The following is a 19,604-nucleotide window of genomic DNA, read 5'->3' on the forward strand; positions in this document are numbered from 1 at the left end:
AATTGCCTTGGACGAAATAAGGAAGTCAGAAATCAGCCTGGGCCGCGAAGGGCAGGGGACCAGGCTGGCGCTTTCAGGAAATACGAGTTTTGCCGTTGACAGCCGTGTCAGGTGTTTCTTCAGCGATAGCCGGTGCGGCGCTCGGCAGGTGGCGAGCAATCAGCCCGCGATAGGCCGCAGCGCCCAGGCATGCGCCGACAATCGGAGCGAAAATCGGCACCAGGAAATAAGGAATATCGCGACCGCCAGTAAAGGCCATTTCACCCCAACCGGCGAAAAAGGTCATCAGCTTGGGACCGAAATCCCGTGCCGGGTTCATCGCAAAGCCAGTCAGCGGGCCCATGGCGCTGCCGATTACGGCGATCAGCAAACCGATCAGCAGAGGTGCCAGGGGGCCGCGTGGCAGGCCGTTGTTATCATCGGTCAGAGCCATGATCACGCCCATCAGGATGGCGGTGATGACCATCTCCACCAGGAATGCCTGGGCCGTGCTCAGCAGCGCATGGGGATAGGTGGAGAACACCGACGCCAATTCCAGGCTGGCTTGGGAGCCGCGGACCATGTGGTGAGTTTGTTCGTAATCGAAAAACAGATTGCTGTAGAGCGTGTACACCAGGGCGGCGGAGCAAAAGGCGCCGGCGACCTGGGCAAGAATATAGAAGGGCAGTTTGCGCTTTTCAAAATCGGCAAAGATGCACAGGGCGATACTGACCGCCGGGTTGAGGTGAGCCCCGGAAATACCGGCACTCAGGTAGATCGCCATGCTCACGCCGCCCCCCCAGATGATACTGATTTCCCACAAGCCAAAGCTCGCACCCGCGACCTTGAGCGCGGCGACGCATCCTGTACCGAAGAAGATCAGCAGCGCGGTGCCCAGGAATTCGGCCATGCATTGGCTCGAAAGTGAAGGCTGTTGAAGAGCAGTTGTCATGGAAAACCTCAATTGTTGTTCTTGTCTTGCGCACGGCCTCAACGGGCAGTTGCACGATATTCACCACGAGAAGGATCCCCATCCTGGATCGCGGCTTACTGCGGAGTACCAGAGGATTATTCCTACGGTATTCGGAAACGAAAAAATATAGACAAGAATGACCGCTGTCAAAGGTCGAAAGTGAACCATTGGTCATTTCCGAACTATTGGTGTGGTGAATGATCATGGCCAAGGCACGTTGCTTTTGCGGTGATAGGTCTGTGCTAGAGCGTTTTAGGTAGGCTTGGCCTAGAATTGGCCATCAGTTTGCCCGCCCGGAGCCGCTATGACCCCTGCATTGGACCTGTTGAAAAAAGTTCGCGCCGAACATCGTGTGCATAGTTATGAACATGATCCCAAGGCAGCCTCGTATGGGCTGGAGGCCGCGGAAAAATTGAGCCTGGACCCGGCCCAGGTGTTCAAGACGCTGCTGGCGAGCAGTGAGAAGGGTGAATTGTTGGTGGCGGTTGTGCCGGTCGTCGGAAGTCTGGACTTGAAAGCCCTGGCTCATGCTGCGGGTGTGAAGAAAGTCGAAATGGCTGACCCGGCAGCGGCGCAGCGTTCCACGGGTTATCTGTTGGGCGGCATCAGCCCGCTGGGTCAGAAGAAGCGGCTGCGCACGTTTATCGATGAAACGGCGCAACCCTTTGCAACGATTTTTGTCAGCGCGGGCAGAAGAGGATTGGAAGTTGAATTGCCAGCGGCGGTGTTGGCTGAACACACCCAGGCCAAATTCGCACCGATCGGGCGGGCCTGATATTCATTCTTTGAAGTCTATGAGGATCAAATGTGGGAGCTGGCTTGCCTGCGATAGCATCAACGCGGTGTAACAGATAACCCGAGTTGTCTGCATCGCAGGCAAGCCAGCTCCTACCTTCCGACCCGGTTTTATCAGTGAGCGACGCTGTGGCGGCGCACGCCTGACTCAACAGCAGGAATTTGCGCCGCTGTGCTGCCGGATGCCTGGAACACCACCAAATGCTCAGCCGCCACACGAATCCCCACCTCTGCGCCCACTTGGTGATCGGCATGGCTGGGGAAAATCGACTCCAGCTGAGCGCCGGTCGGCAGCTGTAACCGGTACAGCGTTGAGGCGCCGAGGAAGGTCTTGCCGACGATCCGGGCTTTCAACGCGCTGTCCGGCGCATACACGATATCGTCCGGGCGCAGCAGCACGTCCACCGCAGCGCCGGTCGGCAAGGTGTAGGCACGGTTGCCGCGCAGGTCGCCCAGTTCAGTGCTGACCGATTCGGGCGAGTTCAGCCGACCACGGATGAAATACCCTTGGCCGATGAAACTGGCGACGTAAGGCGTCTGCGGTTCGTGATAGAGGTTGTAGGGCGTGTCCCACTGCTCAAGGCGGCCTTCCTTGAAGACCCCGACGTGATCGCTGACGGCGAAGGCCTCTTCCTGATCATGGGTTACCAGGATCGCGCTGGTGCCGCGAGCCTTGAGGATGTCGCGCACTTCATGGCTGAGCTTGCGGCGCAGTTCGCCATCGAGGTTGGAAAAGGGTTCATCCAGCAACAGCAGTTGCGGCTCCGTCGCCAGGGCCCGGGCGAGAGCGACGCGTTGTTGCTGACCACCGGAAAGCTCATGGGGGAAGCGCTTGCCCAGGTTCTTCAAGTTGACCAGTTCCAGCAACTCGGCAACTACGCGCTCTTTTTGCGGGTGCTTGCGAATGCCAAAGGCGATGTTGTCAGCCACGCTCAGGTGCGGGAACAACGCGTAGTCCTGGAACACCATGCCGATACGACGTTTTTCCGGGGCGAGGGTGAAACCGGCACGGGAGATGACTTCGCCCGCCAGGCTGATTTCGCCTTCATGCACCGGCTCAAAGCCAGCAATCGCGCGCAGGGTAGTGGTCTTGCCACACCCTGAAGAGCCGAGCAGGCAACCGATATCGCCGGCGTTGAGGTGCAGGTTGAGGTTCTGCACGACGCGCTGGTCTTGATAGCCGCATGCCAGATTGCGCAGGTTCAGCAGTAATGACTGGCTCATGCGTGGTGGTACGACGGTGGTACGAGGAATTCGAGCAAGGCTTTTTGCGCATGCAGGCGGTTCTCGGCCTGATCCCACGCGACTGAGCGCGAATCGTCGAGCAGGTCCTGGCTGATTTCTTCGCCCCGGTGGGCGGGCAGGCAGTGCATGAACAGCACGTCTGGCGCGGCCAGGTCGAGCAACGCACGGGTCACCTGGAACGGCGCGAACTGGGCCAGGCGCTTGGCGGTTTCGTCTTCCTGGCCCATGGAGGTCCAGACGTCGGTGCTGACCAGGTGCGCGCCGACCACTGCGTCTTTCGGATCGCGCAGCAGTTGCACACGGCCATCGGCCTTGGCCATGAACTCGGCGCTGGGCTCGTAGCCTTCAGGGCAGGCGATGCGCAGGTGGAAGTCGAACTGGATCGCCGCTTCTATATAGCTGTTGCACATGTTGTTGCCATCGCCGATCCAGGCCACGGTCTTGCCTTGGATCGAGCCACGGTGCTCGAGGAAGGTTTGCATGTCGGCCAGCAACTGGCAGGGGTGCAGGTCATCGGACAGGCCGTTGATCACGGGCACACGGGAGTTGGCGGCAAATTCGGTCAAGGTGCTGTGGGCGAAGGTACGGATCATCACGGCATCGAGCATGCGCGACATCACGATGGCGCAATCGCTGATCGGCTCACCACGGCCCAGTTGGGTGTCGCGCGGTGACAGGAAGATGGCCTGGCCACCCAGCTGGATCATGCCGGCTTCGAACGACAGGCGTGTGCGGGTCGAGGACTTTTCGAAAATCATCCCGAGTACCCGGTTTTTCAACGGCTCAAACAGTACACCGCGGTTACGCAGGTCTTTAAGCTCAATGCCTCGACGGATCACGCTGACCAGCTCTTCGGGCGTGCAATCCATCAGGGAGAGAAAGTGCCTTGCGCTCATCATTAACTACCTTTTGCAACAGACCGCAGATACTCAAAGCCTTGTTTATTGCGACAACGGGCGAGACCTGCGGCGAAAGCCGCACGGGGCGACGAAATAGGGGAAGACGCGATATTGACATTAAATGTCGCGTTTTACCAATAGGGCTACGGCTTTAGGGGTGTTCAAGCAGGGCGCTGGCGCGCGTTTGAAGACGATTTCCTGACAGCAGCGAGCCATTTGTACACTGGCGTCCAGGCCTTTTGCAATGCGCGGGGGCGGCTTGGGCCAGGTCGCGTCGGTTTCAGCGCCTGCTGACAAGGTTTCTGAAACATTTGCTCATGTTTAGCCATGCCCTGGCCTATGCCCGTCGATTCACAACGCGAAGGTTGCTGGCGCGCCAAGTGGTCGCGGCCCATAGTTGAGTCAAAGCCCCTATAAAAGAGACTGGCCATGACCAAGACTCTCCACCACCGTGCCTGCCACCTGTGCGAAGCCATCTGCGGCCTCACCCTGGAAACCACCCAAGCCGAAGACGGTAGCCTGACGATCACCTCGATCAAGGGCGACCCTCTGGACAGTTTCAGTCGCGGCCACATCTGCCCCAAGGCCGTGGCCCTGCAGGACATCCAGAATGACCCAGACCGCCTGCACCAACCCATGCGGCGGGTGGGCAGCGAATGGCAGCCGATTGCCTGGGATGAAGCCTTTGCCCTGGTGGCCGAGCGGCTTGCGGGTATCCAGGCGCGGCATGGGCAGAACGCGGTGGCGGTGTATCAGGGCAACCCAAGCGTGCATAACTATGGGTTGATGACCCACAGCAACTACTTTCTAGGGCTGTTGAAGACGCGCAATCGTTTTTCCGCGACCTCGGTAGACCAACTGCCTCATCACCTCACCAGTCACCTGATGTACGGCCACGGCCTGTTGTTGCCCATACCCGATATCGACCAGACCGACTTCATGTTGATCCTCGGCGGCAACCCGCTGGCTTCCAATGGCAGCATCATGACCGTGCCCGATGTGGAGAAACGCCTCAAGGCCATCCAGGCGCGGGGCGGAAAAGTGGTGGTGGTCGACCCTCGGCGCAGCGAGACGGCAGCCATCGCGGACCAGCACGTGTTCGTACGCCCCGGCGGCGATGCGGCATTGTTGTTTGGGGTGCTCAACACTTTGTTCTCCGAAGGGCTGACACGCGACAGCCATTTGCCGGTGCAAGGCCTGGATGATGTACGCAAGGCGATTGCCAGCTTCGATGCCGAGGCTATGAGCCGCCAGTGTGCGGTGCCTGCCGAGCAGATTCGCCAGTTGGCCAGGGACTTCGCCGGCGCTGACAAGGCCGTTTGTTATGGCCGCATGGGGGTCTCGACCCAAGCGTTTGGCACGCTGTGCCATTGGCTGGTGCAACTGATCAACCTGGTGACCGGCAACCTGGACCGTGTCGGCGGCGCGCTCTGCACCAGCCCTGCGGTGGACCTGGTGGCCTCCACCAGCGGCGGCCATTTCAACCGCTGGCAGAGCCGCGTGTCCGGGCGGCCGGAGTACGGCGGAGAACTGCCGGTGTCAGCCCTGGCCGAAGAAATGCTGACCGAGGGTGAAGGGCAGATCCGCGCCCTGGTGACGGTGGCCGGCAACCCGGTACTGTCCACGCCTAACGGCCGCCAATTGGAACAAGCCCTGGACGGGTTGGAGTTCATGGTCAGCATCGACCTGTATATCAACGAGACCACGCGTTATGCCGACCTGATCCTGCCGTCCACCTCGGCGCTGGAAAACGATCACTACGACACCACCTTCAATCTGTTCGCGGTACGCAATGTCACACGCTTCAATCGCGCCATCCTGCCCAAGCCTGAGGGTGCGTTGCATGACTGGGAGATCTTTGTCGGCCTGGCCAAGGCGTTTGCGGCGCACACTGGCGCGGTGCTCAAGCCCACCCTGCCACCGGCACAGATGATCGACTTCGGGCTGCGTGCGGGTGCCTATGGTGACGCATCCAGTCATAAACTGTCGGTGGCGATGTTGGCGGATCATCCCCATGGCGTCGACCTGGGGCCGCTCAAGCCCAACCTCGTGGCACGTTTGAAAACCGCGGATGGCAAGGTGCAAGCGGCACCGGCCGTGATCCTGGCAGACCTGGCGCGTTTCGCCGCGCAGCCGGTGCCGGTGGCCGACGAACTGCTATTGATTGGCAGGCGGCATGTGCGCAGCAATAATTCCTGGATGCATAACTATCACCGACTGGTGAAGGGTAAGCCACGCCATCAACTACTGATGCACCCCGATGATCTGGCTAGCCGTCAGTTGAGCGATGGCCAGCGGGTGCGGGTGAGTTCGCGTATCGGTATGGTCGAGGTGGAAGTAGCGGCCAGCACGGACATGATGCCGGGTGTGGTCAGCCTGCCTCACGGCTGGGGCCACGGTCGTCCGGGCGTGCAGATGAGCATCGCGAGCAGCCAGCCGGGGGCGAGTGCCAATGACTTGACCGACGAGCGGCAATTGGACGAGTTGTCGGGTAATGCGGCGCTCAACGGCGTACCGGTGAAGGTGGCGGCGGCCTGAGCATCCTGCTGGATTTTTGCGTTACAATGCGCCACCGTGCCGACCCGTGAGTCGCAAAGTTCCTGCAGAGGTGTTCCATGGATATCATCGAAACGATCAAAGAGCAGATTGCCAACAACACCATTCTGCTTTACATGAAGGGCGCACCTAACGCGCCTCAGTGCGGTTTCTCCGCAAAAGCGTCCCAGGCTGTGATGGCATGTGGCGAGAAGTTCGCTTACGTGGATATCCTGCAAAACCCTGAAATCCGCGCCAACCTGCCAAAGTACGCCAACTGGCCGACTTTCCCGCAGTTGTGGGTAGCCGGTGAGCTGGTTGGCGGTAGCGACATCATCACTGAAATGGCAGCTGATGGCTCGCTGCAAGCGCTGATCAAAGACGCAGCGCAAAAAGCAGCAGTCAAGACTGACGCCTAATTGGCGAGCAATAAAAAGCCCCGCTTCTCTGGTGAGAGCGGGGCTTTTTTGTGCCTGAACGCTACGGGTTATTCACCCATCTGCGATTGCAGGTAATTCTCCAGGCTGACCTTGTCGATCAGGCCCAACTGGGTTTCAAGCCAGTCGATATGCTCTTCCTGATCTTCCAGGATATCTTCCAACAGTTCACGGCTGCCGAAATCGCCCTTGGTTTCGCAGTGAGCGATACCAGCCTTCAGGTCGCTGTGGCTCTTGCGCTCAAAGCCCAGGTCGCTGCTGATCATTTCCTGAGTGTGCTCGCCGATGTTCAGCTTGCCCAGGTCCTGCACGTTCGGCAGGCCTTCCAGGAACAGGATGCGCTTGATCAGCGCGTCGGCGTCCTTCATGGCCTTGATCGATTCTTTGTATTCACGCTTGCCGAGCTTTTCCAGGCCCCAGTCATCGTACATGCGCGCATGCAGGAAGTACTGATTGATCGCGACCAGTTCATTGGCAAGGATTTTGTTGAGTTGCTGGATGACTGAGATGTCGCCTTTCATGACTGGGGTCCTGCCCTGTAATAGCTGTGTATAGGGCGGAGTCTGAGCGGTGAAAATCCTAGTGTCAAACCTAAGTTATTGAATAATAAATGAAAATTAATCGGAATAAGAATGTTTGTGTTCCGCGTCTTGGCGCTAACTAATTGAATTACAGGCATAAAAAAACCGGACACAAGGTCCGGCTCTTTAAAACATGCCTATCAGGCGTGTGTAAATTCTGTCGAGTAGGGGAGTGCGGCCTGGGCTGTTTGCAGCTGCGTCAGGGTTTCCCGTACCACTTGCTTGGCCAAGCAAGCACATTTGCCGCACTGGCTGGCAACGCCGGTGGTTTCACGCACTTCTTTGTAGCTGCAGCAACCTTCATAGATTGCTTCGCGGATTTGTCCGTCGGTGACGCCAGTGCAGAGGCAGACATACATAAGTGAGAACCGTCGCGGGTTTATGGCTTAAGTGCGATGGATCTTAATGTTAACGAGAATGATTGTCAAAATAGTTTCAGCAGCAATCCGGGGGGAATTGCCCGTGCGCTGACGAACGGTTTTTTCGGTGTATGATGGTCGGTCTTCACGAAGCGTGATTGCGTCATATTTCTGTCTGTTTCCACAGGCAGACTCGACCGGTCCTTTTACTTCAATCGTCACCCCTATATCAGGAGATATCCAATGAGCGTACTCGTCGGTAAACAAGCCCCGGATTTCGACGTACCAGCCGTCCTCGGCAATGGCGAAATCGTAGACAGCTTCAAACTGTCTGAAGCCATCAAAGGCAAATACGGCCTGGTGTTCTTCTACCCGCTGGACTTCACCTTCGTCTGCCCTTCGGAGCTGATCGCCCTGGACCACCGCATGGACGATTTCAAGGCGCGCAATGTTGAAGTGGTCGCGGTTTCCATCGACTCCCATTTCACCCACAACGCCTGGCGCAACACCGCCATCAACGACGGCGGCATCGGCAAAGTCAAATACACCATGGCTGCCGACATGAAGCACGACATCGCCAAGGCTTACGACGTTGAGTCCGAAGGCGGCGTGGCGTTCCGTGGCGCGTTCCTGATCGACGACAAGGGCGTTGTGCGCTCGCAGATCATCAACGACCTGCCGCTGGGCCGTAACATGGAAGAGCTGATCCGCCTGGTCGACGCGCTGCAATTCCACGAAGAGCACGGCGAAGTCTGCCCTGCCAACTGGAAAAAAGGCGACAAAGGCATGAACGCTTCGCCTGAAGGCGTAGCGGCTTACCTGACCGAGAACGCTGGCAAGCTGTAAGCCAACGTCACGGTACAAAAAAAACCGGCCTGAAAAGGCCGGTTTTTTTATGCGCGGGATTTGCCTTCAGTCGTTGAAGTCTTCCCAGCCGCCCATCTGTTTCCACCGATTGACGATGCCGCAGAACAGCTCGGCGGTCTTCTCGGTGTCGTAGCGGGCCGAGTGGGCTTCACGCCCGTCAAAGTCGATACCGGCCGCCTGGCAGGCTTTGGCCAGAACGGTCTGACCGTAGGCCAGGCCGGCAAGCGTTGCGGTGTCGAAACTGGAGAACGGATGAAACGGGTTGCGCTTCATGTCCAGCCGCGCCACGGCGGCGTTCAGGAAGCCCAGGTCGAAACTGCTGTTGTGGCCGACCAGAATCGCACGTTTGCAGCCATTGGCCTTCAACGCCTTGCGCACGCCACGGAAGATATCGGTCAGCGCCGCTTCTTCACTTACCGCCATACGCAGTGGGTGGTCGAGCTTGATCCCGGTGAATTCCAGGGCAGCGGCTTCGATATTGGCGCCTTCAAACGGCTCGACGCGGAAGAAATGAGTGTGTTCCGGGTACACAAAGCCCTGTTCGTCCATGCCGATGGTGGTCGCGGCAATTTCCAGCAAGGCATCGGTGGCGCAGTTGAAACCACCGGTTTCTACGTCGATGACGACCGGCAGATAGCCGCGAAAACGCTCGGCCATCGGATGGCGCGAGCCGCCACCGCCGTGCTCTTGTTCGTCGTCGTAATGGTCTTCACTCACTTGCTTTCCTCCAGCAGGCGCCAGCGCAGTGTTTCACCGGCGCGCAGCGGGATAACGGTCAGCTCGCCAAACGGCAGGCTGGCAGGGGCGGTCCAGTCTTCACGAACCAGGGTAATGCGGTCGGTATTCGCCGGCAGGCCGTAGAAACGCGGGCCGTTGAGGCTGGCGAAACCTTCGAGTTTGTCCAGCGCGTTACGCTGTTCGAACGCTTCGGCGTACAACTCGATGGCGGCAAACGCGGTGTAGCAGCCGGCGCAGCCGCATGCGGCTTCCTTGGCGTGCTGGGCGTGTGGCGCAGAGTCGGTGCCGAGGAAGAACTTCGGGCTGCCGCTGGTGGCGGCATCCAGCAGTGCCACCTGGTGGGTATTGCGCTTGAGGATAGGCAGGCAATAGAAATGCGGCCGAATCCCGCCCACCAGCATGTGGTTGCGGTTGTAGAGCAGGTGATGAGCGGTGATGGTCGCGCCAACGTTGGCCGACGCTTCGCTGACGAATTGCACCGCATCGGCGGTGGTGATGTGTTCAAACACCACTTTGAGCGTAGGGAACAACTCGACCACACGACGCATGTGTTCATCGATGAAGATTTTTTCGCGATCGAACACATCCACGTCGCCACGGGTGACTTCCCCGTGGATCAGCAATGGCATGCCGACCTCCGCCATGGCTTCGATCGCCGGCAGGATCTTGTCGATACTGGTTACACCGGAATCGGAGTTGGTGGTCGCACCTGCCGGGTACAGCTTGGCGGCGTGCACATAACCGCTGGCCTTGGCTTCACGAATTTCTTCAGGCTGGGTGCGGTCGGTCAGGTAGAGCACCATCAACGGTTCGAAGCGGCTGCCGGCCGGTCGTGCAGCGAGGATGCGCTGGCGATAGGCGTCGGCTTCTGCGGCATTGCGCACCGGAGGTACCAGGTTAGGCATGATGATGGCACGGCCAAACGTGCGGGCCACATCGGCCACGGTTTGGGGTAACGCAGCACCATCGCGAAGATGAATATGCCAGTCGTCGGGACGCAGCAGGGTCAGGCGGTCGGACATTGGGGATTCCAGGCGGGTCAATCTGGTGGGAATGCTACCGGAAAAGACTCTTGCAGGCACTCGCTATCAAGTTTTGCCGGATGCTACCGATATCTCCGGGTATGCCTTAACGATGTATGACGCTTTGAAGTGTTGTAGAAACCAGTGGAGCCTCCCGTGCGCCAGTATTGTCTAGCCCTGCTCAGTGTGTTCGCCAGCCTGCCTGCGGCGGCCCTCACGTTCCAGACACGTCTGGAGAATATTGAGTGGAAGGTAGAGGGCGATCAGTTCGAGTGCCGCCTGACCCAGCCGATCACCGATTTCGGTTCCGGTGAGTTCGTGCGCCGGGCCGGTGAGCAGGCAACGTTTCGTCTGAAAACCTATGGCGGCACTCTTGGCGCCGGCTCGGCAACCTTATTGGCCGCGGCCGCGCCGTGGCAGCCGGGCCGAGGTGATATCAACCTTGGGGCCGTGCGTGTCGGCAGCGGCGACGTCCTGTTCAATAGCTCCCAGGCCCAGGCCGGCCGCCTGTTCACGGGTTTGCTTGAAGGGCGCAGCCCGACCGTGCGGCATTACGGGCGTCAAGGCGGCTACTCGGAAATTCGCCTGCTGCCTGTGAAGTTCAACAAGGCGTACAACGATTATCAGGTGTGCACCACCAAGCTGCTGCCCATGAATTACGACCAGGTCAAACAGACTGAAGTGGGCTTCCCCGGTGGTGGTATTGAGCTGGACGCGGCGGCCAAGAAGAAGTTGTCGGTGATCCTGGTATTCATGAAAGCCGATCCCACGGTCAATCATGTCGAGTTGAACGGTCATTCCGACAACAGTGGCAATCGCCTGACCAACCGTGACGTCTCACGGCGCCGCGCCCTGGCGGTGATGGACTACTTCAAGGCCAACGGCATCCAGGAATCGCAAATCACGATGCGCTTCCATGGCGAAAGCTACCCCTTGGCGCCCAACACTAATGCCGCCAACCGTGCGCGTAACCGCCGTGTAAATATTCAGCTTGAGCGGGTGGCTGCCCCAGAGAAACCGGCGCCTCAGGCCACTGCGCCGAGCAACCCGGCGGCTACCTCATAAGAGGCGACCATCGGTCGCCCACTCGACATAATCTGTCGCTTTATCTTCATTTGCTGTCGCGCCCCTGTAATTTCACGGTTTTGATCGGTAGAATCGTCGCCTTTCCGTACAACCCCGTGGAGTGATGGCATGGCCGACGTAAACAAGGTCGTTCTCGCGTATTCCGGCGGCCTGGACACTTCGGTGATCCTCAAGTGGCTGCAGGATACTTATAACTGTGAAGTGGTGACCTTCACCGCTGACCTGGGTCAGGGTGAAGAGGTCGAACCTGCACGTGCCAAGGCGCAAGCCATGGGCGTGAAAGAGATCTACATTGACGACCTGCGCGAAGAGTTCGTCCGCGATTTCGTTTTCCCGATGTTTCGCGCCAACACTGTCTACGAAGGTGAGTACCTGCTGGGTACCTCCATCGCACGTCCGCTGATCGCCAAGCGCCTGATCGAGATCGCCAACGAAACGGGCGCCGACGCCATTTCTCACGGCGCCACCGGCAAGGGCAACGACCAGGTACGTTTCGAACTGGGTGCCTATGCACTCAAGCCAGGCGTTAAAGTCATTGCGCCGTGGCGTGAATGGGACCTGCTGTCCCGTGAAAAGCTGATGGATTACGCTGAAAAGCACGCTATTCCGATCGAGCGCCATGGCAAGAAGAAGTCGCCGTACTCGATGGACGCCAACCTGCTGCACATTTCCTATGAAGGCGGCGTGCTGGAAGACACCTGGACCGAGCACGAAGAAGATATGTGGAAATGGACGGTCTCCCCGGAGAACGCTCCAGACAAGGCGCAGTACCTGGAACTGACTTACCGCAACGGCGACATCGTTGCGCTGGACGGCGTTGAAATGACCCCGGCCACCGTACTGGCGACCCTGAACCGTATCGGCGGTCAGCATGGTATCGGCCGTCTCGACATCGTCGAGAACCGTTATGTGGGCATGAAGTCTCGCGGTTGCTACGAAACCCCGGGCGGCACCATCATGCTGCGTGCCCACCGCGCCATCGAGTCCATCACCCTGGACCGTGAAGTCGCCCACCTTAAAGACGAGCTGATGCCCAAGTATGCCAGCCTGATCTACACCGGTTACTGGTGGAGCCCTGAGCGTCTGATGCTGCAACAGATGATCGACGCCTCCCAGGCTCACGTGAACGGTGTCGTGCGCCTGAAGCTGTACAAGGGCAACGTGATCGTCACCGGCCGCAAGTCCGATGAGTCGCTGTTCGACTCCAACATCGCCACCTTCGAAGAAGACGGCGGCGCCTACAATCAGGCGGATGCGGCAGGCTTCATCAAGTTGAACGCACTGCGCATGCGCATTGCTGCCAACAAGGGCCGCTCGTTGTTCTGAACCGTGCGCCCGTCGTGAAAAATGGCCCCTTTTGCAAGGGGTCATTTTTTTTGCCTGGATTTTAGATGCGGTGCTGTTTATTAGCGTTTAGCGTGTGTTTAAGGATTTTCCCTAACTTGCGCAATTATTATCCAGTTTATCTTTATGTTTTTAAGGTTGAATGATTTTTTACATCTGAGGAGGAACTATGTCTGACAGAAAATTCACTCATGTAGCTGCAATGGATATGTGAGTTGTTGAATTTTCTGTAGGAATTATGGAAGTGTCGAAATATGTTAAATGGAACTAATGCGAATAGTTTTTTTGGGGCGGTTTGCTGGCGTCATTGCGACAAACAAGGGGTATTTCCTGAAAGACTTGTGCGGCACGTTTACTTTCGCGGGCTGATGGTCATGATCTTTCACTCAAAATATGTACGCGTCGAGAAAGGTCTGAAAGCAACCATAAAGCTATATGCATCTAAGTTGGCGAATTTTTGTAGGCTAATTCCTATCTTCTTGTGGGTTGGGTCTCTGCCTGCTCTTGCTCGGGGGGGAATGCTATGCCAACTAGTAATCGACTAGGCTATTGTGTTTGCTCTAAATAATTCGAACAGCGAAATTGGACTTTCTCATGAATAAAGTGCTGATCGTGGATGATCATCCCGTCATTCGTCTTGCTGTGCGCATGCTAATGGAGCGTCATGGTTATGAGGTCGTTGCCGAGACTGATAACGGTGTCGATGCGTTGCAACTTGCACGTGAACATATGCCGGATATTGTGATACTGGATATCGGAATCCCCAAGCTCGACGGCCTGGAAGTTATTTGTCGGCTGGCTTCGACCAAGCAAGCCGTCTCGTTCAAGGTGCTGGTGCTGACGTCCCAGGCGCCTGGCCATTTTTCCATGCGCTGCATGCAGGCGGGTGCCGCCGGCTATGTGTGCAAGCAGCAGGATCTGACAGAGTTGCTCAGTGCCATCAAGGCGGTGCTTTCCGGCTATAGCTATTTCCCGAACCAGGCGCTCAACTCAGTGCGGTCAACCATGGGCAATGCCAGTGAAGCCGACATGGTCGAACGCTTATCGGGACGGGAGATGATGGTGCTGCAGCAACTGGCCCGTGGCAAAACCAACAAGGAAATTGCCGATGGCATGTTCCTCAGCAACAAAACCGTCAGTACCTACAAGACGCGCTTGCTGCTCAAGCTCAATGCCAGGTCCCTCGTGGACCTGATCGAACTGGCCCAGCGCAACGGCTTGGTCTAGGAGGATATTGCCCCCCTTGAATACCCGTGTAACCGGCAGAAAAAAGCCTCCGTCAGGGAGGCTTCCGGCCGTCAACGGCTCGATCAGAGATCGAAGTCGTAATCGGCCAGCTGTTTTTGCAAGCGTCGCTCTTCCAGAAGATTGTCGATAGTGCGGCGTTTGCTTAAATTGGCCTTGGCCACCTCTGCCACAGGTGCCTCTACCACATCGTCATCCGACTCAACGAGGTCGTCTTCCACTTCCAGTTGTTCGTTGCCAGCGCTCATAAGGTCAACTCCAGGCTAAGACTGCCGTTGGGGCTCCTTATAGCGATAATCCGCGAACGGGTAAAAAAGATTTTTTCAATCGTCTGATCACAAAAACCAATGATCGCTCAATCGTCGGAGGTCTTCGCCTTGTATTCGCACAAGTCTTCGATACGGCAGCTGCCGCAGCGCGGCTTGCGGGCCTGGCAAACGTAGCGTCCGTGCAGGATCAGCCAATGGTGGGAGTCGAGCAGATAGGGCTTGGGCACGAACTTCATCAATTGCTTTTCCACCTCAACCACATTCTTGCCCCGTGCAATGCCGGTTCGGTTGCTGACGCGGAAAATGTGCGTGTCCACCGCCATGGTCAACTGCCGAAACGCCGTATTGAGCACCACGTTTGCCGTTTTGCGGCCCACGCCAGGCAAGGCTTCGAGGGCTTCGCGGGTTTGTGGTACCTCGCCTCCATGCAGCTCCAACAGCAGGCGGCACGTTTCGATCACATTCTTGGCCTTGCTGTTATACAGGCCGATGGTCTTGATGTATTCGGACAGGCCTTCCACACCCAGAGCGTAAATCGCGGCGGGTGTATTGGCCACAGGGTACAACTTCGCCGTGGCCTTGTTAACGCCAACGTCCGTGGATTGAGCCGAAAGGATCACCGCAATCAGTAATTCGAACGGTGAGGAGTAGGCCAGTTCGGTTTTCGGTTCCGGATTGTCTTCGTGAAACCTGCGGAAGATTTCCAGGCGTTTTGCGGCATTCATAGGGACAGACGTTTCCTTGCAGGCGGTCGGCGTGATGTTAGTAATACACAGCGCAGTGGGTCAGCCGTTGGCCTCGGCATCTTGCACCGTTTGCTCGGCGTCATTCAATGCAGCTTTCAAGGTTGCCAATTGATGCTCGTCAGCATGGTGATCCTGAGCCTTTTTCAACGCTGCACGGCGCATGGCCAGCTGGATTTTTGCGCGCTTGAACTCGGCGCTTTTTGTGGCCGTCTTCGGTGGCTGCGGTGAGGTGTTGGCCTCCAGTGCGGCAAGCGCCTGCTCGGATGCCTCGAACTGTCGCTGCAGCATAATCAATTGCGACTGTTGCTCAAAGGTCGGCGGATGCCCAAACGCTTTCAAGGATTTGTGCAACTGAGCGCGACTCATGGCGACGCTGCTGTTGGCCTGCTTGATCGCAGCGTCCTGAGCGGCCTGAGTGTTATCGACCGGTGCAACCTCCATCGGCGCTGCGCGCTTGGCTCGTGCCAGGCGTTCGGCGAGCTTGCAGGCTTCTTCACGTTGCAGGCGGGCGTTACGTTGTTCGAAGCGTCGCCGCGCCCGGTTGCGTTTGAGGTCGCGTGCACGCCGTTCATCATCGTTGCTGGCCAAGTCACCGACGATAGGCACAACGTCAGCAAGCGGGCGCATCTCGATACAGTCGACAGGGCAGGGCGCAACACACAGGTCGCAACCTGTGCACTCGTCGACAATCACGGTGTGCATCAGCTTGGCGGCACCCACAATGGCGTCCACCGGGCAGGCCTGGATGCATTTGGTACAACCGATGCATTCGGCTTCGCGGATATAGGCGACTTGCGCAGGCGCATCTCCACGACTGGTGTCCAGCTCCAGTACCGGCAGGCGCAGCAGTTGCGCGAGCCCGGCAATGGTATCCTGCCCACCGGGCGGGCACTTGTTGATGGCTTCGCCTTTAGCGATGCCTTCTGCGTAAGGCTTGCAACCCGGGTGCCCGCACTTGCCGCATTGAGTCTGCGGCAGCAGCGCGTCGATACGTTGAATGAGGTTCATGCTGTGATCATAGCGTGGACGCCCGGCCCAGGGAGGAGGGCAAGCTGAGAAGCCCCGCCGTAGCAACAGCGGGGCATTTTGCAGAGGTTACTTGATGCGTTGACCCGGCTTGGCACCGCTGTCCGGGCTCAGCAGGTAGATTTCTTCGCCGCCAGGGCCCGCCGCCATCACCATGCCTTCGGAAATGCCGAACTTCATTTTCCGTGGCTTGAGGTTGGCGATCATCATGGTCAGGCGGCCATCGAGCTTGGACGGGTCCGGGTAAGCGCTCTTGATGCCGGAAAACACGTTGCGCTGCTCGTCGCCGATATCCAGCGTCAGGCGCAGCAGCTTGTCGGCACCTTCCACGGCTTCGGCCTTGATGATCAGCGCCACGCGCAGATCCACGGCGGCAAAGGCGTCGAGATCGATTTCCGGGGAAATCGGGTCCTTGGCCAGCTCGCCATTGCCCGCCGGCGTGGATTGGCCGGTATCAGTCTGGCTGGCGACCAGGTCTTCTTTCGAAGCGTCGGTCATTGCCTGGACTTTCACCGGGTCAATTCGGGTCATCAAGGGCTTGAACGCGTTCAACTGATGATTGCCGAGCAAGGTGGTGTGATCGTTCCAGCTCAACGGCGGTACGTTGAGGAACGCCTCGGCATCGGCGGCCAGCAATGGCAGCACCGGCTTGAGGAAAATCACCAACTGACGGAACAGGTTGACTCCGGTGGCGCAGATCGCCTGGACTTCAGCTTCCTTGCCTTCCTGCTTGTTCAGTGACCACGGCGCCTTGTCGGCGATCCAGGCGTTGGCGCGGTCGGCCAGGCCCATGATCTCGCGCATGGCGCGGGCAAAGTCGCGGGCTTCATAAGCGTCGGCGATGCTCGGCGCGGCGGCCAGGAAGGCGTCGGTCAGTTCCGGTGCGGCGTTCTCGGCTACCAGTACACCGGCGTTGCCCTTGTGGATAAACCCGGCGCAACGGCTGGCGATGTTGACGACTTTACCCACCAGGTCCGAGTTGACCTTCTGTACGAAGTCTTCCAGGTTCAGGTCCAGGTCGTCGACGCCACGGCCCAGCTTGGACGCGTAGTAATAGCGCAGGTATTCCGGCGACAGGTGGTCCAGGTAGGTGCGCGCCTTGATAAAGGTGCCACGGGACTTGGACATTTTCTGGCCGTTGACCGTCAGGTAGCCGTGCACGGCAATACCGGTCGGCTTGCGATAGCCCGAGCCTTCAAGCATCGCTGGCCAGAACAGCGCGTGGAAGTTGACGATGTCCTTGCCGATGAAGTGGTACAGCTCGGCGGTGGAGTCCTTGCCCCAGAACGCGTCGAAGTCCAGCTCCGGGGTGCGATCGCACAGGTTCTTGAAGCTGGCCATGTAGCCGATCGGCGCGTCCAGCCAAACATAGAAATACTTGCCCGGCTCGCCCGGAATCTCGAAGCCGAAGTACGGCGCGTCGCGGGAGATGTCCCACTGCTGCAGGCCACTGTCGAGCCATTCGGAGAGTTTGTTGGCCACGGCGTCCTGCAAGGTGCCGCTGCGCGTCCAGGTTTGCAGCATTTGCTGGAAATCCGGGAGCTTGAAGAAGAAGTGCTGCGAGTCCTTGAGCACCGGAGTGGCGCCGGAGATCGCTGACTTGGGATCCTTCAAGTCGGTCGGTGCGTAGGTCGCGCCGCATTTTTCGCAGTTGTCGCCGTACTGGTCTTCGGTGCCGCATTTCGGGCAGGTGCCCTTGATGAAACGGTCGGCCAGGAACATCTTCTTTTCCGGGTCGAAATACTGGGTCACCGAACGTTGGTCGATGTGCCCGGCTTCCTTCAACCGCAGGTAGATCTGGCTCGACAGCTCGCGGTTTTCGTCCGAGTGGGTCGAATGGAAGTTATCGAAGTCCACCAGGAACTCGGCAAAGTCGGCGCTGTGTTCAGCCTGCACATTGGCGATCAGTTGTTCCGGGGTGATGCCTTCCTTTTCGGCGCGCAACATGATGGCCGAACCGTGGGCGTCGTCCGCGCAGACATAAATGCATTGATTGCCGCGATGCTTCTGGAAGCGCACCCACATATCGGTCTGGATGTACTCAAGCATATGGCCAAGATGGATCGAACCATTGGCATAGGGCAGGGCGCTGGTAACGAGGATCTTGCGTGGCTCGGACATGGGGCTCGGCTACTTGATGAAACGGAGGTCGGCCACTATAAAGCGCCGGGAAATTTATTTCACCCCGTGACGCTGTTTCAGTATCTTGCGCACCTTCGAAAGCATGCCGCTCGGCGGCTGGAACGGTTAGGATAGCCGCCTGTTTCAGTCAGTCTTTTTTCGGGAGTAGCCCATGAGCGCCGTCAATCGCGCAGCGGTGGAAGCCGTTCTTCGCCAGTACACCGACCCTTATTTGAACCAGGACCCGGTCAGTGCCGGTTGTGTGCGTGCCATCGAGGTCCAGGGCGACCAGGTGTCGGTGCAGTTGCAACTGGGTTATGCCGCGGGTTTGTTCAAAAGCGGTTGGGCGCAGATGTTGCAAATGGCCATCGAGGGCCTGGACGGCGTGGGTTCGGCCAAGGTCGATATCCAATGTGTGATCGCGCCGCACAAGGCCCAGGCGCAGATCCCGGGCCTGGCCAACGTCAAGAACGTGGTGGCGGTGGCGTCCGGCAAGGGCGGTGTGGGTAAATCGACCACGGCGGCCAACCTGGCCCTGGCCCTGGCGCGGGAAGGTGCGCGCGTGGGCATTCTCGATGCCGACATCTACGGGCCGAGCCAGGGCGTGATGTTCGGCATCGCCGAAGGCACGCGGCCGAAGGTGAAGGATCAAAAATGGTTTGTGCCCATCGAGTCGCTGGGTGTGGAAGTGATGTCCATGGCGTTTCTCACCGATGACAACACCCCGATGGTCTGGCGCGGGCCGATGGTCTCCGGTGCGTTGCTGCAACTGGTCACACAAACGGCTTGGGGCGACCTCGACTACCTGGTGATCGACATGCCGCCAGGCACCGGCGACATTCAGTTGACCCTTGCGCAGAAAGTTCCGGTGGCCGGTGCAGTGATTGTCACCACGCCTCAGGACCTGGCGCTGCTCGACGCCAGGAAAGGTGTGGAGATGTTCCGCAAGGTCAACATTCCGGTGCTGGGTGTTGTGGAAAACATGGCGGTGCACATCTGTTCCAACTGCGGGCATGCCGAGCATCTGTTCGGTGAAGGTGGGGGCGAGAAGCTCGCTACCCAGTATGGCGTTGAACTGTTGGCATCGTTGCCATTGGCGATGGAGATTCGCGAGCAGGCCGATGGTGGCAAACCTACCGTAGCGGCAGAGGCTGATGGGCAGATCGCGATGATCTATCAGGAATTGGCCCGTCACGTCGGTGCGCGGATTGTTTTGCAGGAAGCGACGACGCCGGCGATGCCGACCATTACCGTGAGCGACGATTGATTAGGCTTTAACGGTTACGCGAAAAGCCTGACGATCCGTGGTGCTCTCAGGTTTTTCGCGAGCGATTTCG

Annotated in this window: 19 protein-coding genes; 8 read left to right on the top strand and 11 right to left on the bottom strand. The window is 58.4% G+C overall.

What is annotated here, in order from left to right; translation table 11 throughout:
• Positions 1 to 73: 73 nt before the first annotated feature.
• Entirely contained in the window at positions 74 to 931 is an 858-nt protein-coding gene (locus ACP7CZ_RS04720; protein WP_294164256.1) for an MIP/aquaporin family protein, read from the bottom strand.
• Between the two features lie 325 nt (positions 932 to 1,256).
• On the opposite strand from ACP7CZ_RS04720, the gene ybaK reads away from it, so the two are divergent.
• Complete coding sequence (ybaK, locus tag ACP7CZ_RS04725) at positions 1,257 to 1,727, top strand: Cys-tRNA(Pro) deacylase (RefSeq protein WP_014717137.1); 471 nt, start codon at positions 1,257 to 1,259, stop codon at positions 1,725 to 1,727.
• Positions 1,728 to 1,861: 134 nt separating this feature from the next.
• Here the strand turns inward: ybaK and ACP7CZ_RS04730 are convergent, their stop codons facing one another.
• On the bottom strand, positions 1,862 to 2,971 hold the full coding sequence (locus ACP7CZ_RS04730; RefSeq protein ID WP_294164261.1) for an ABC transporter ATP-binding protein: 1,110 nt from the start codon (positions 2,969 to 2,971) through the stop codon (positions 1,862 to 1,864).
• Complete coding sequence (gene argF, locus ACP7CZ_RS04735; protein ID WP_034126463.1) at positions 2,968 to 3,888, bottom strand: ornithine carbamoyltransferase; 921 nt, start codon at positions 3,886 to 3,888, stop codon at positions 2,968 to 2,970. Before argF ends, ACP7CZ_RS04730 begins: the two co-directional genes overlap by 4 nt.
• Positions 3,889 to 4,320: 432 nt before the next feature.
• Between argF and ACP7CZ_RS04740 the strand changes: the two genes are divergently transcribed.
• Together ACP7CZ_RS04740 and grxD are read left to right on the top strand one after the other, a co-directional pair.
• Positions 4,321 to 6,429, top strand: a complete 2,109-nt coding sequence (locus tag ACP7CZ_RS04740; protein WP_294164264.1) for a molybdopterin oxidoreductase family protein — start codon at positions 4,321 to 4,323, stop codon at positions 6,427 to 6,429.
• A gap of 77 nt (positions 6,430 to 6,506) precedes the next feature.
• The gene (grxD, locus tag ACP7CZ_RS04745) at positions 6,507 to 6,845 is read left to right on the top strand and encodes a Grx4 family monothiol glutaredoxin (RefSeq protein ID WP_054898038.1); all 339 of its coding nucleotides are present in this window, start codon (positions 6,507 to 6,509) and stop codon (positions 6,843 to 6,845) included.
• A 68-nt stretch (positions 6,846 to 6,913) separates the two neighbouring features.
• On the opposite strand, the gene bfr is transcribed toward grxD, so the two are convergent.
• Together bfr and ACP7CZ_RS04755 are read right to left on the bottom strand one after the other, a co-directional pair.
• Complete coding sequence (gene bfr / locus ACP7CZ_RS04750; protein WP_054898039.1) at positions 6,914 to 7,384, bottom strand: bacterioferritin; 471 nt, start codon at positions 7,382 to 7,384, stop codon at positions 6,914 to 6,916.
• A 200-nt stretch (positions 7,385 to 7,584) separates the two neighbouring features.
• Entirely contained in the window at positions 7,585 to 7,803 is a 219-nt protein-coding gene (locus ACP7CZ_RS04755; protein ID WP_017526354.1) for a bacterioferritin-associated ferredoxin, read from the bottom strand.
• A gap of 243 nt (positions 7,804 to 8,046) precedes the next feature.
• Between ACP7CZ_RS04755 and ACP7CZ_RS04760 the strand changes: the two genes are divergently transcribed.
• The gene (locus tag ACP7CZ_RS04760) at positions 8,047 to 8,649 is read left to right on the top strand and encodes a peroxiredoxin (protein ID WP_003172097.1); all 603 of its coding nucleotides are present in this window, start codon (positions 8,047 to 8,049) and stop codon (positions 8,647 to 8,649) included.
• Between the two features lie 66 nt (positions 8,650 to 8,715).
• On the opposite strand, the gene rnt is transcribed toward ACP7CZ_RS04760, so the two are convergent.
• Complete coding sequence (rnt, locus tag ACP7CZ_RS04765; RefSeq protein WP_003188980.1) at positions 8,716 to 9,387, bottom strand: ribonuclease T; 672 nt, start codon at positions 9,385 to 9,387, stop codon at positions 8,716 to 8,718.
• Positions 9,384 to 10,430, bottom strand: a complete 1,047-nt coding sequence (pyrC, locus tag ACP7CZ_RS04770; RefSeq protein ID WP_032893318.1) for a dihydroorotase — start codon at positions 10,428 to 10,430, stop codon at positions 9,384 to 9,386. Before pyrC ends, rnt begins: the two co-directional genes overlap by 4 nt.
• Before the next feature lie 156 nt (positions 10,431 to 10,586).
• Between pyrC and ACP7CZ_RS04775 the strand changes: the two genes are divergently transcribed.
• The 3 genes from ACP7CZ_RS04775 to ACP7CZ_RS04785 all read left to right on the top strand — a co-directional run bounded on the left by ACP7CZ_RS04775 (position 10,587) and on the right by ACP7CZ_RS04785 (position 14,087).
• The gene (locus ACP7CZ_RS04775; RefSeq protein WP_181123809.1) at positions 10,587 to 11,495 is read left to right on the top strand and encodes a flagellar protein MotY; all 909 of its coding nucleotides are present in this window, start codon (positions 10,587 to 10,589) and stop codon (positions 11,493 to 11,495) included.
• 129 nt (positions 11,496 to 11,624) lie between these two features.
• On the top strand, positions 11,625 to 12,842 hold the full coding sequence (locus ACP7CZ_RS04780; protein ID WP_003188984.1) for an argininosuccinate synthase: 1,218 nt from the start codon (positions 11,625 to 11,627) through the stop codon (positions 12,840 to 12,842).
• Between the two features lie 612 nt (positions 12,843 to 13,454).
• Positions 13,455 to 14,087 carry a response regulator transcription factor gene (locus tag ACP7CZ_RS04785; RefSeq protein WP_003188986.1) on the top strand — a complete coding sequence of 211 codons (633 nt, stop codon included), beginning with the start codon at positions 13,455 to 13,457 and terminating at the stop codon, positions 14,085 to 14,087.
• Positions 14,088 to 14,170: 83 nt separating this feature from the next.
• Here ACP7CZ_RS04785 and ACP7CZ_RS04790 read toward each other — a convergent pair whose 3' ends face one another.
• The 4 genes from ACP7CZ_RS04790 to metG all read right to left on the bottom strand — a co-directional run bounded on the left by ACP7CZ_RS04790 (position 14,171) and on the right by metG (position 18,267).
• Positions 14,171 to 14,353, bottom strand: coding sequence for a PA3496 family putative envelope integrity protein (locus ACP7CZ_RS04790; RefSeq protein WP_294164404.1), 183 nt, complete (start codon positions 14,351 to 14,353; stop codon positions 14,171 to 14,173).
• A gap of 107 nt (positions 14,354 to 14,460) precedes the next feature.
• Positions 14,461 to 15,099 carry an endonuclease III gene (gene nth, locus ACP7CZ_RS04795; protein WP_294164406.1) on the bottom strand — a complete coding sequence of 213 codons (639 nt, stop codon included), beginning with the start codon at positions 15,097 to 15,099 and terminating at the stop codon, positions 14,461 to 14,463.
• A gap of 60 nt (positions 15,100 to 15,159) precedes the next feature.
• Positions 15,160 to 16,128, bottom strand: coding sequence for an electron transport complex subunit RsxB (rsxB, locus tag ACP7CZ_RS04800; RefSeq protein ID WP_294164408.1), 969 nt, complete (start codon positions 16,126 to 16,128; stop codon positions 15,160 to 15,162).
• Positions 16,129 to 16,215: 87 nt separating this feature from the next.
• Positions 16,216 to 18,267 (bottom strand): methionine--tRNA ligase, encoded by a 2,052-nt coding sequence (gene metG / locus ACP7CZ_RS04805; protein ID WP_294164409.1) that lies wholly within the window; start codon positions 18,265 to 18,267, stop codon positions 16,216 to 16,218.
• Positions 18,268 to 18,439: 172 nt separating this feature from the next.
• On the opposite strand from metG, the gene apbC reads away from it, so the two are divergent.
• Positions 18,440 to 19,534, top strand: coding sequence for an iron-sulfur cluster carrier protein ApbC (gene apbC / locus ACP7CZ_RS04810; protein WP_034126470.1), 1,095 nt, complete (start codon positions 18,440 to 18,442; stop codon positions 19,532 to 19,534).
• Positions 19,535 to 19,604: the final 70 nt, after the last annotated feature.

The organism is Pseudomonas sp. DWP2-2 (assembly GCF_049897065.1).
GTDB classification, from domain to species: domain Bacteria; phylum Pseudomonadota; class Gammaproteobacteria; order Pseudomonadales; family Pseudomonadaceae; genus Aquipseudomonas; species Aquipseudomonas paracarnis.

What these genes read in the sequence shown, in the direction of transcription:
- ybaK (WP_014717137.1), top strand. Translation starts at nt 1,257, where the DNA reads ATGACCCCTGCATTGGACCTGTTGAAAAAAGTTCGCGCCGAACATCGT.
- ACP7CZ_RS04760 (WP_003172097.1), top strand. Translation starts at nt 8,047, where the DNA reads ATGAGCGTACTCGTCGGTAAACAAGCCCCGGATTTCGACGTACCAGCC.
- ACP7CZ_RS04730 (WP_294164261.1), bottom strand. Translation starts at nt 2,971, where the DNA reads ATGAGCCAGTCATTACTGCTGAACCTGCGCAATCTGGCATGCGGCTAT.
- ACP7CZ_RS04720 (WP_294164256.1), bottom strand. Translation starts at nt 931, where the DNA reads ATGACAACTGCTCTTCAACAGCCTTCACTTTCGAGCCAATGCATGGCC.
- ACP7CZ_RS04790 (WP_294164404.1), bottom strand. Translation starts at nt 14,353, where the DNA reads ATGAGCGCTGGCAACGAACAACTGGAAGTGGAAGACGACCTCGTTGAG.
- rsxB (WP_294164408.1), bottom strand. Translation starts at nt 16,128, where the DNA reads ATGAACCTCATTCAACGTATCGACGCGCTGCTGCCGCAGACTCAATGC.
- nth (WP_294164406.1), bottom strand. Translation starts at nt 15,099, where the DNA reads ATGAATGCCGCAAAACGCCTGGAAATCTTCCGCAGGTTTCACGAAGAC.
- ACP7CZ_RS04785 (WP_003188986.1), top strand. Translation starts at nt 13,455, where the DNA reads ATGAATAAAGTGCTGATCGTGGATGATCATCCCGTCATTCGTCTTGCT.
- ACP7CZ_RS04740 (WP_294164264.1), top strand. Translation starts at nt 4,321, where the DNA reads ATGACCAAGACTCTCCACCACCGTGCCTGCCACCTGTGCGAAGCCATC.
- metG (WP_294164409.1), bottom strand. Translation starts at nt 18,267, where the DNA reads ATGTCCGAGCCACGCAAGATCCTCGTTACCAGCGCCCTGCCCTATGCC.
- pyrC (WP_032893318.1), bottom strand. Translation starts at nt 10,430, where the DNA reads ATGTCCGACCGCCTGACCCTGCTGCGTCCCGACGACTGGCATATTCAT.
- argF (WP_034126463.1), bottom strand. Translation starts at nt 3,888, where the DNA reads ATGAGCGCAAGGCACTTTCTCTCCCTGATGGATTGCACGCCCGAAGAG.
- apbC (WP_034126470.1), top strand. Translation starts at nt 18,440, where the DNA reads ATGAGCGCCGTCAATCGCGCAGCGGTGGAAGCCGTTCTTCGCCAGTAC.
- grxD (WP_054898038.1), top strand. Translation starts at nt 6,507, where the DNA reads ATGGATATCATCGAAACGATCAAAGAGCAGATTGCCAACAACACCATT.
- ACP7CZ_RS04780 (WP_003188984.1), top strand. Translation starts at nt 11,625, where the DNA reads ATGGCCGACGTAAACAAGGTCGTTCTCGCGTATTCCGGCGGCCTGGAC.
- bfr (WP_054898039.1), bottom strand. Translation starts at nt 7,384, where the DNA reads ATGAAAGGCGACATCTCAGTCATCCAGCAACTCAACAAAATCCTTGCC.
- ACP7CZ_RS04755 (WP_017526354.1), bottom strand. Translation starts at nt 7,803, where the DNA reads ATGTATGTCTGCCTCTGCACTGGCGTCACCGACGGACAAATCCGCGAA.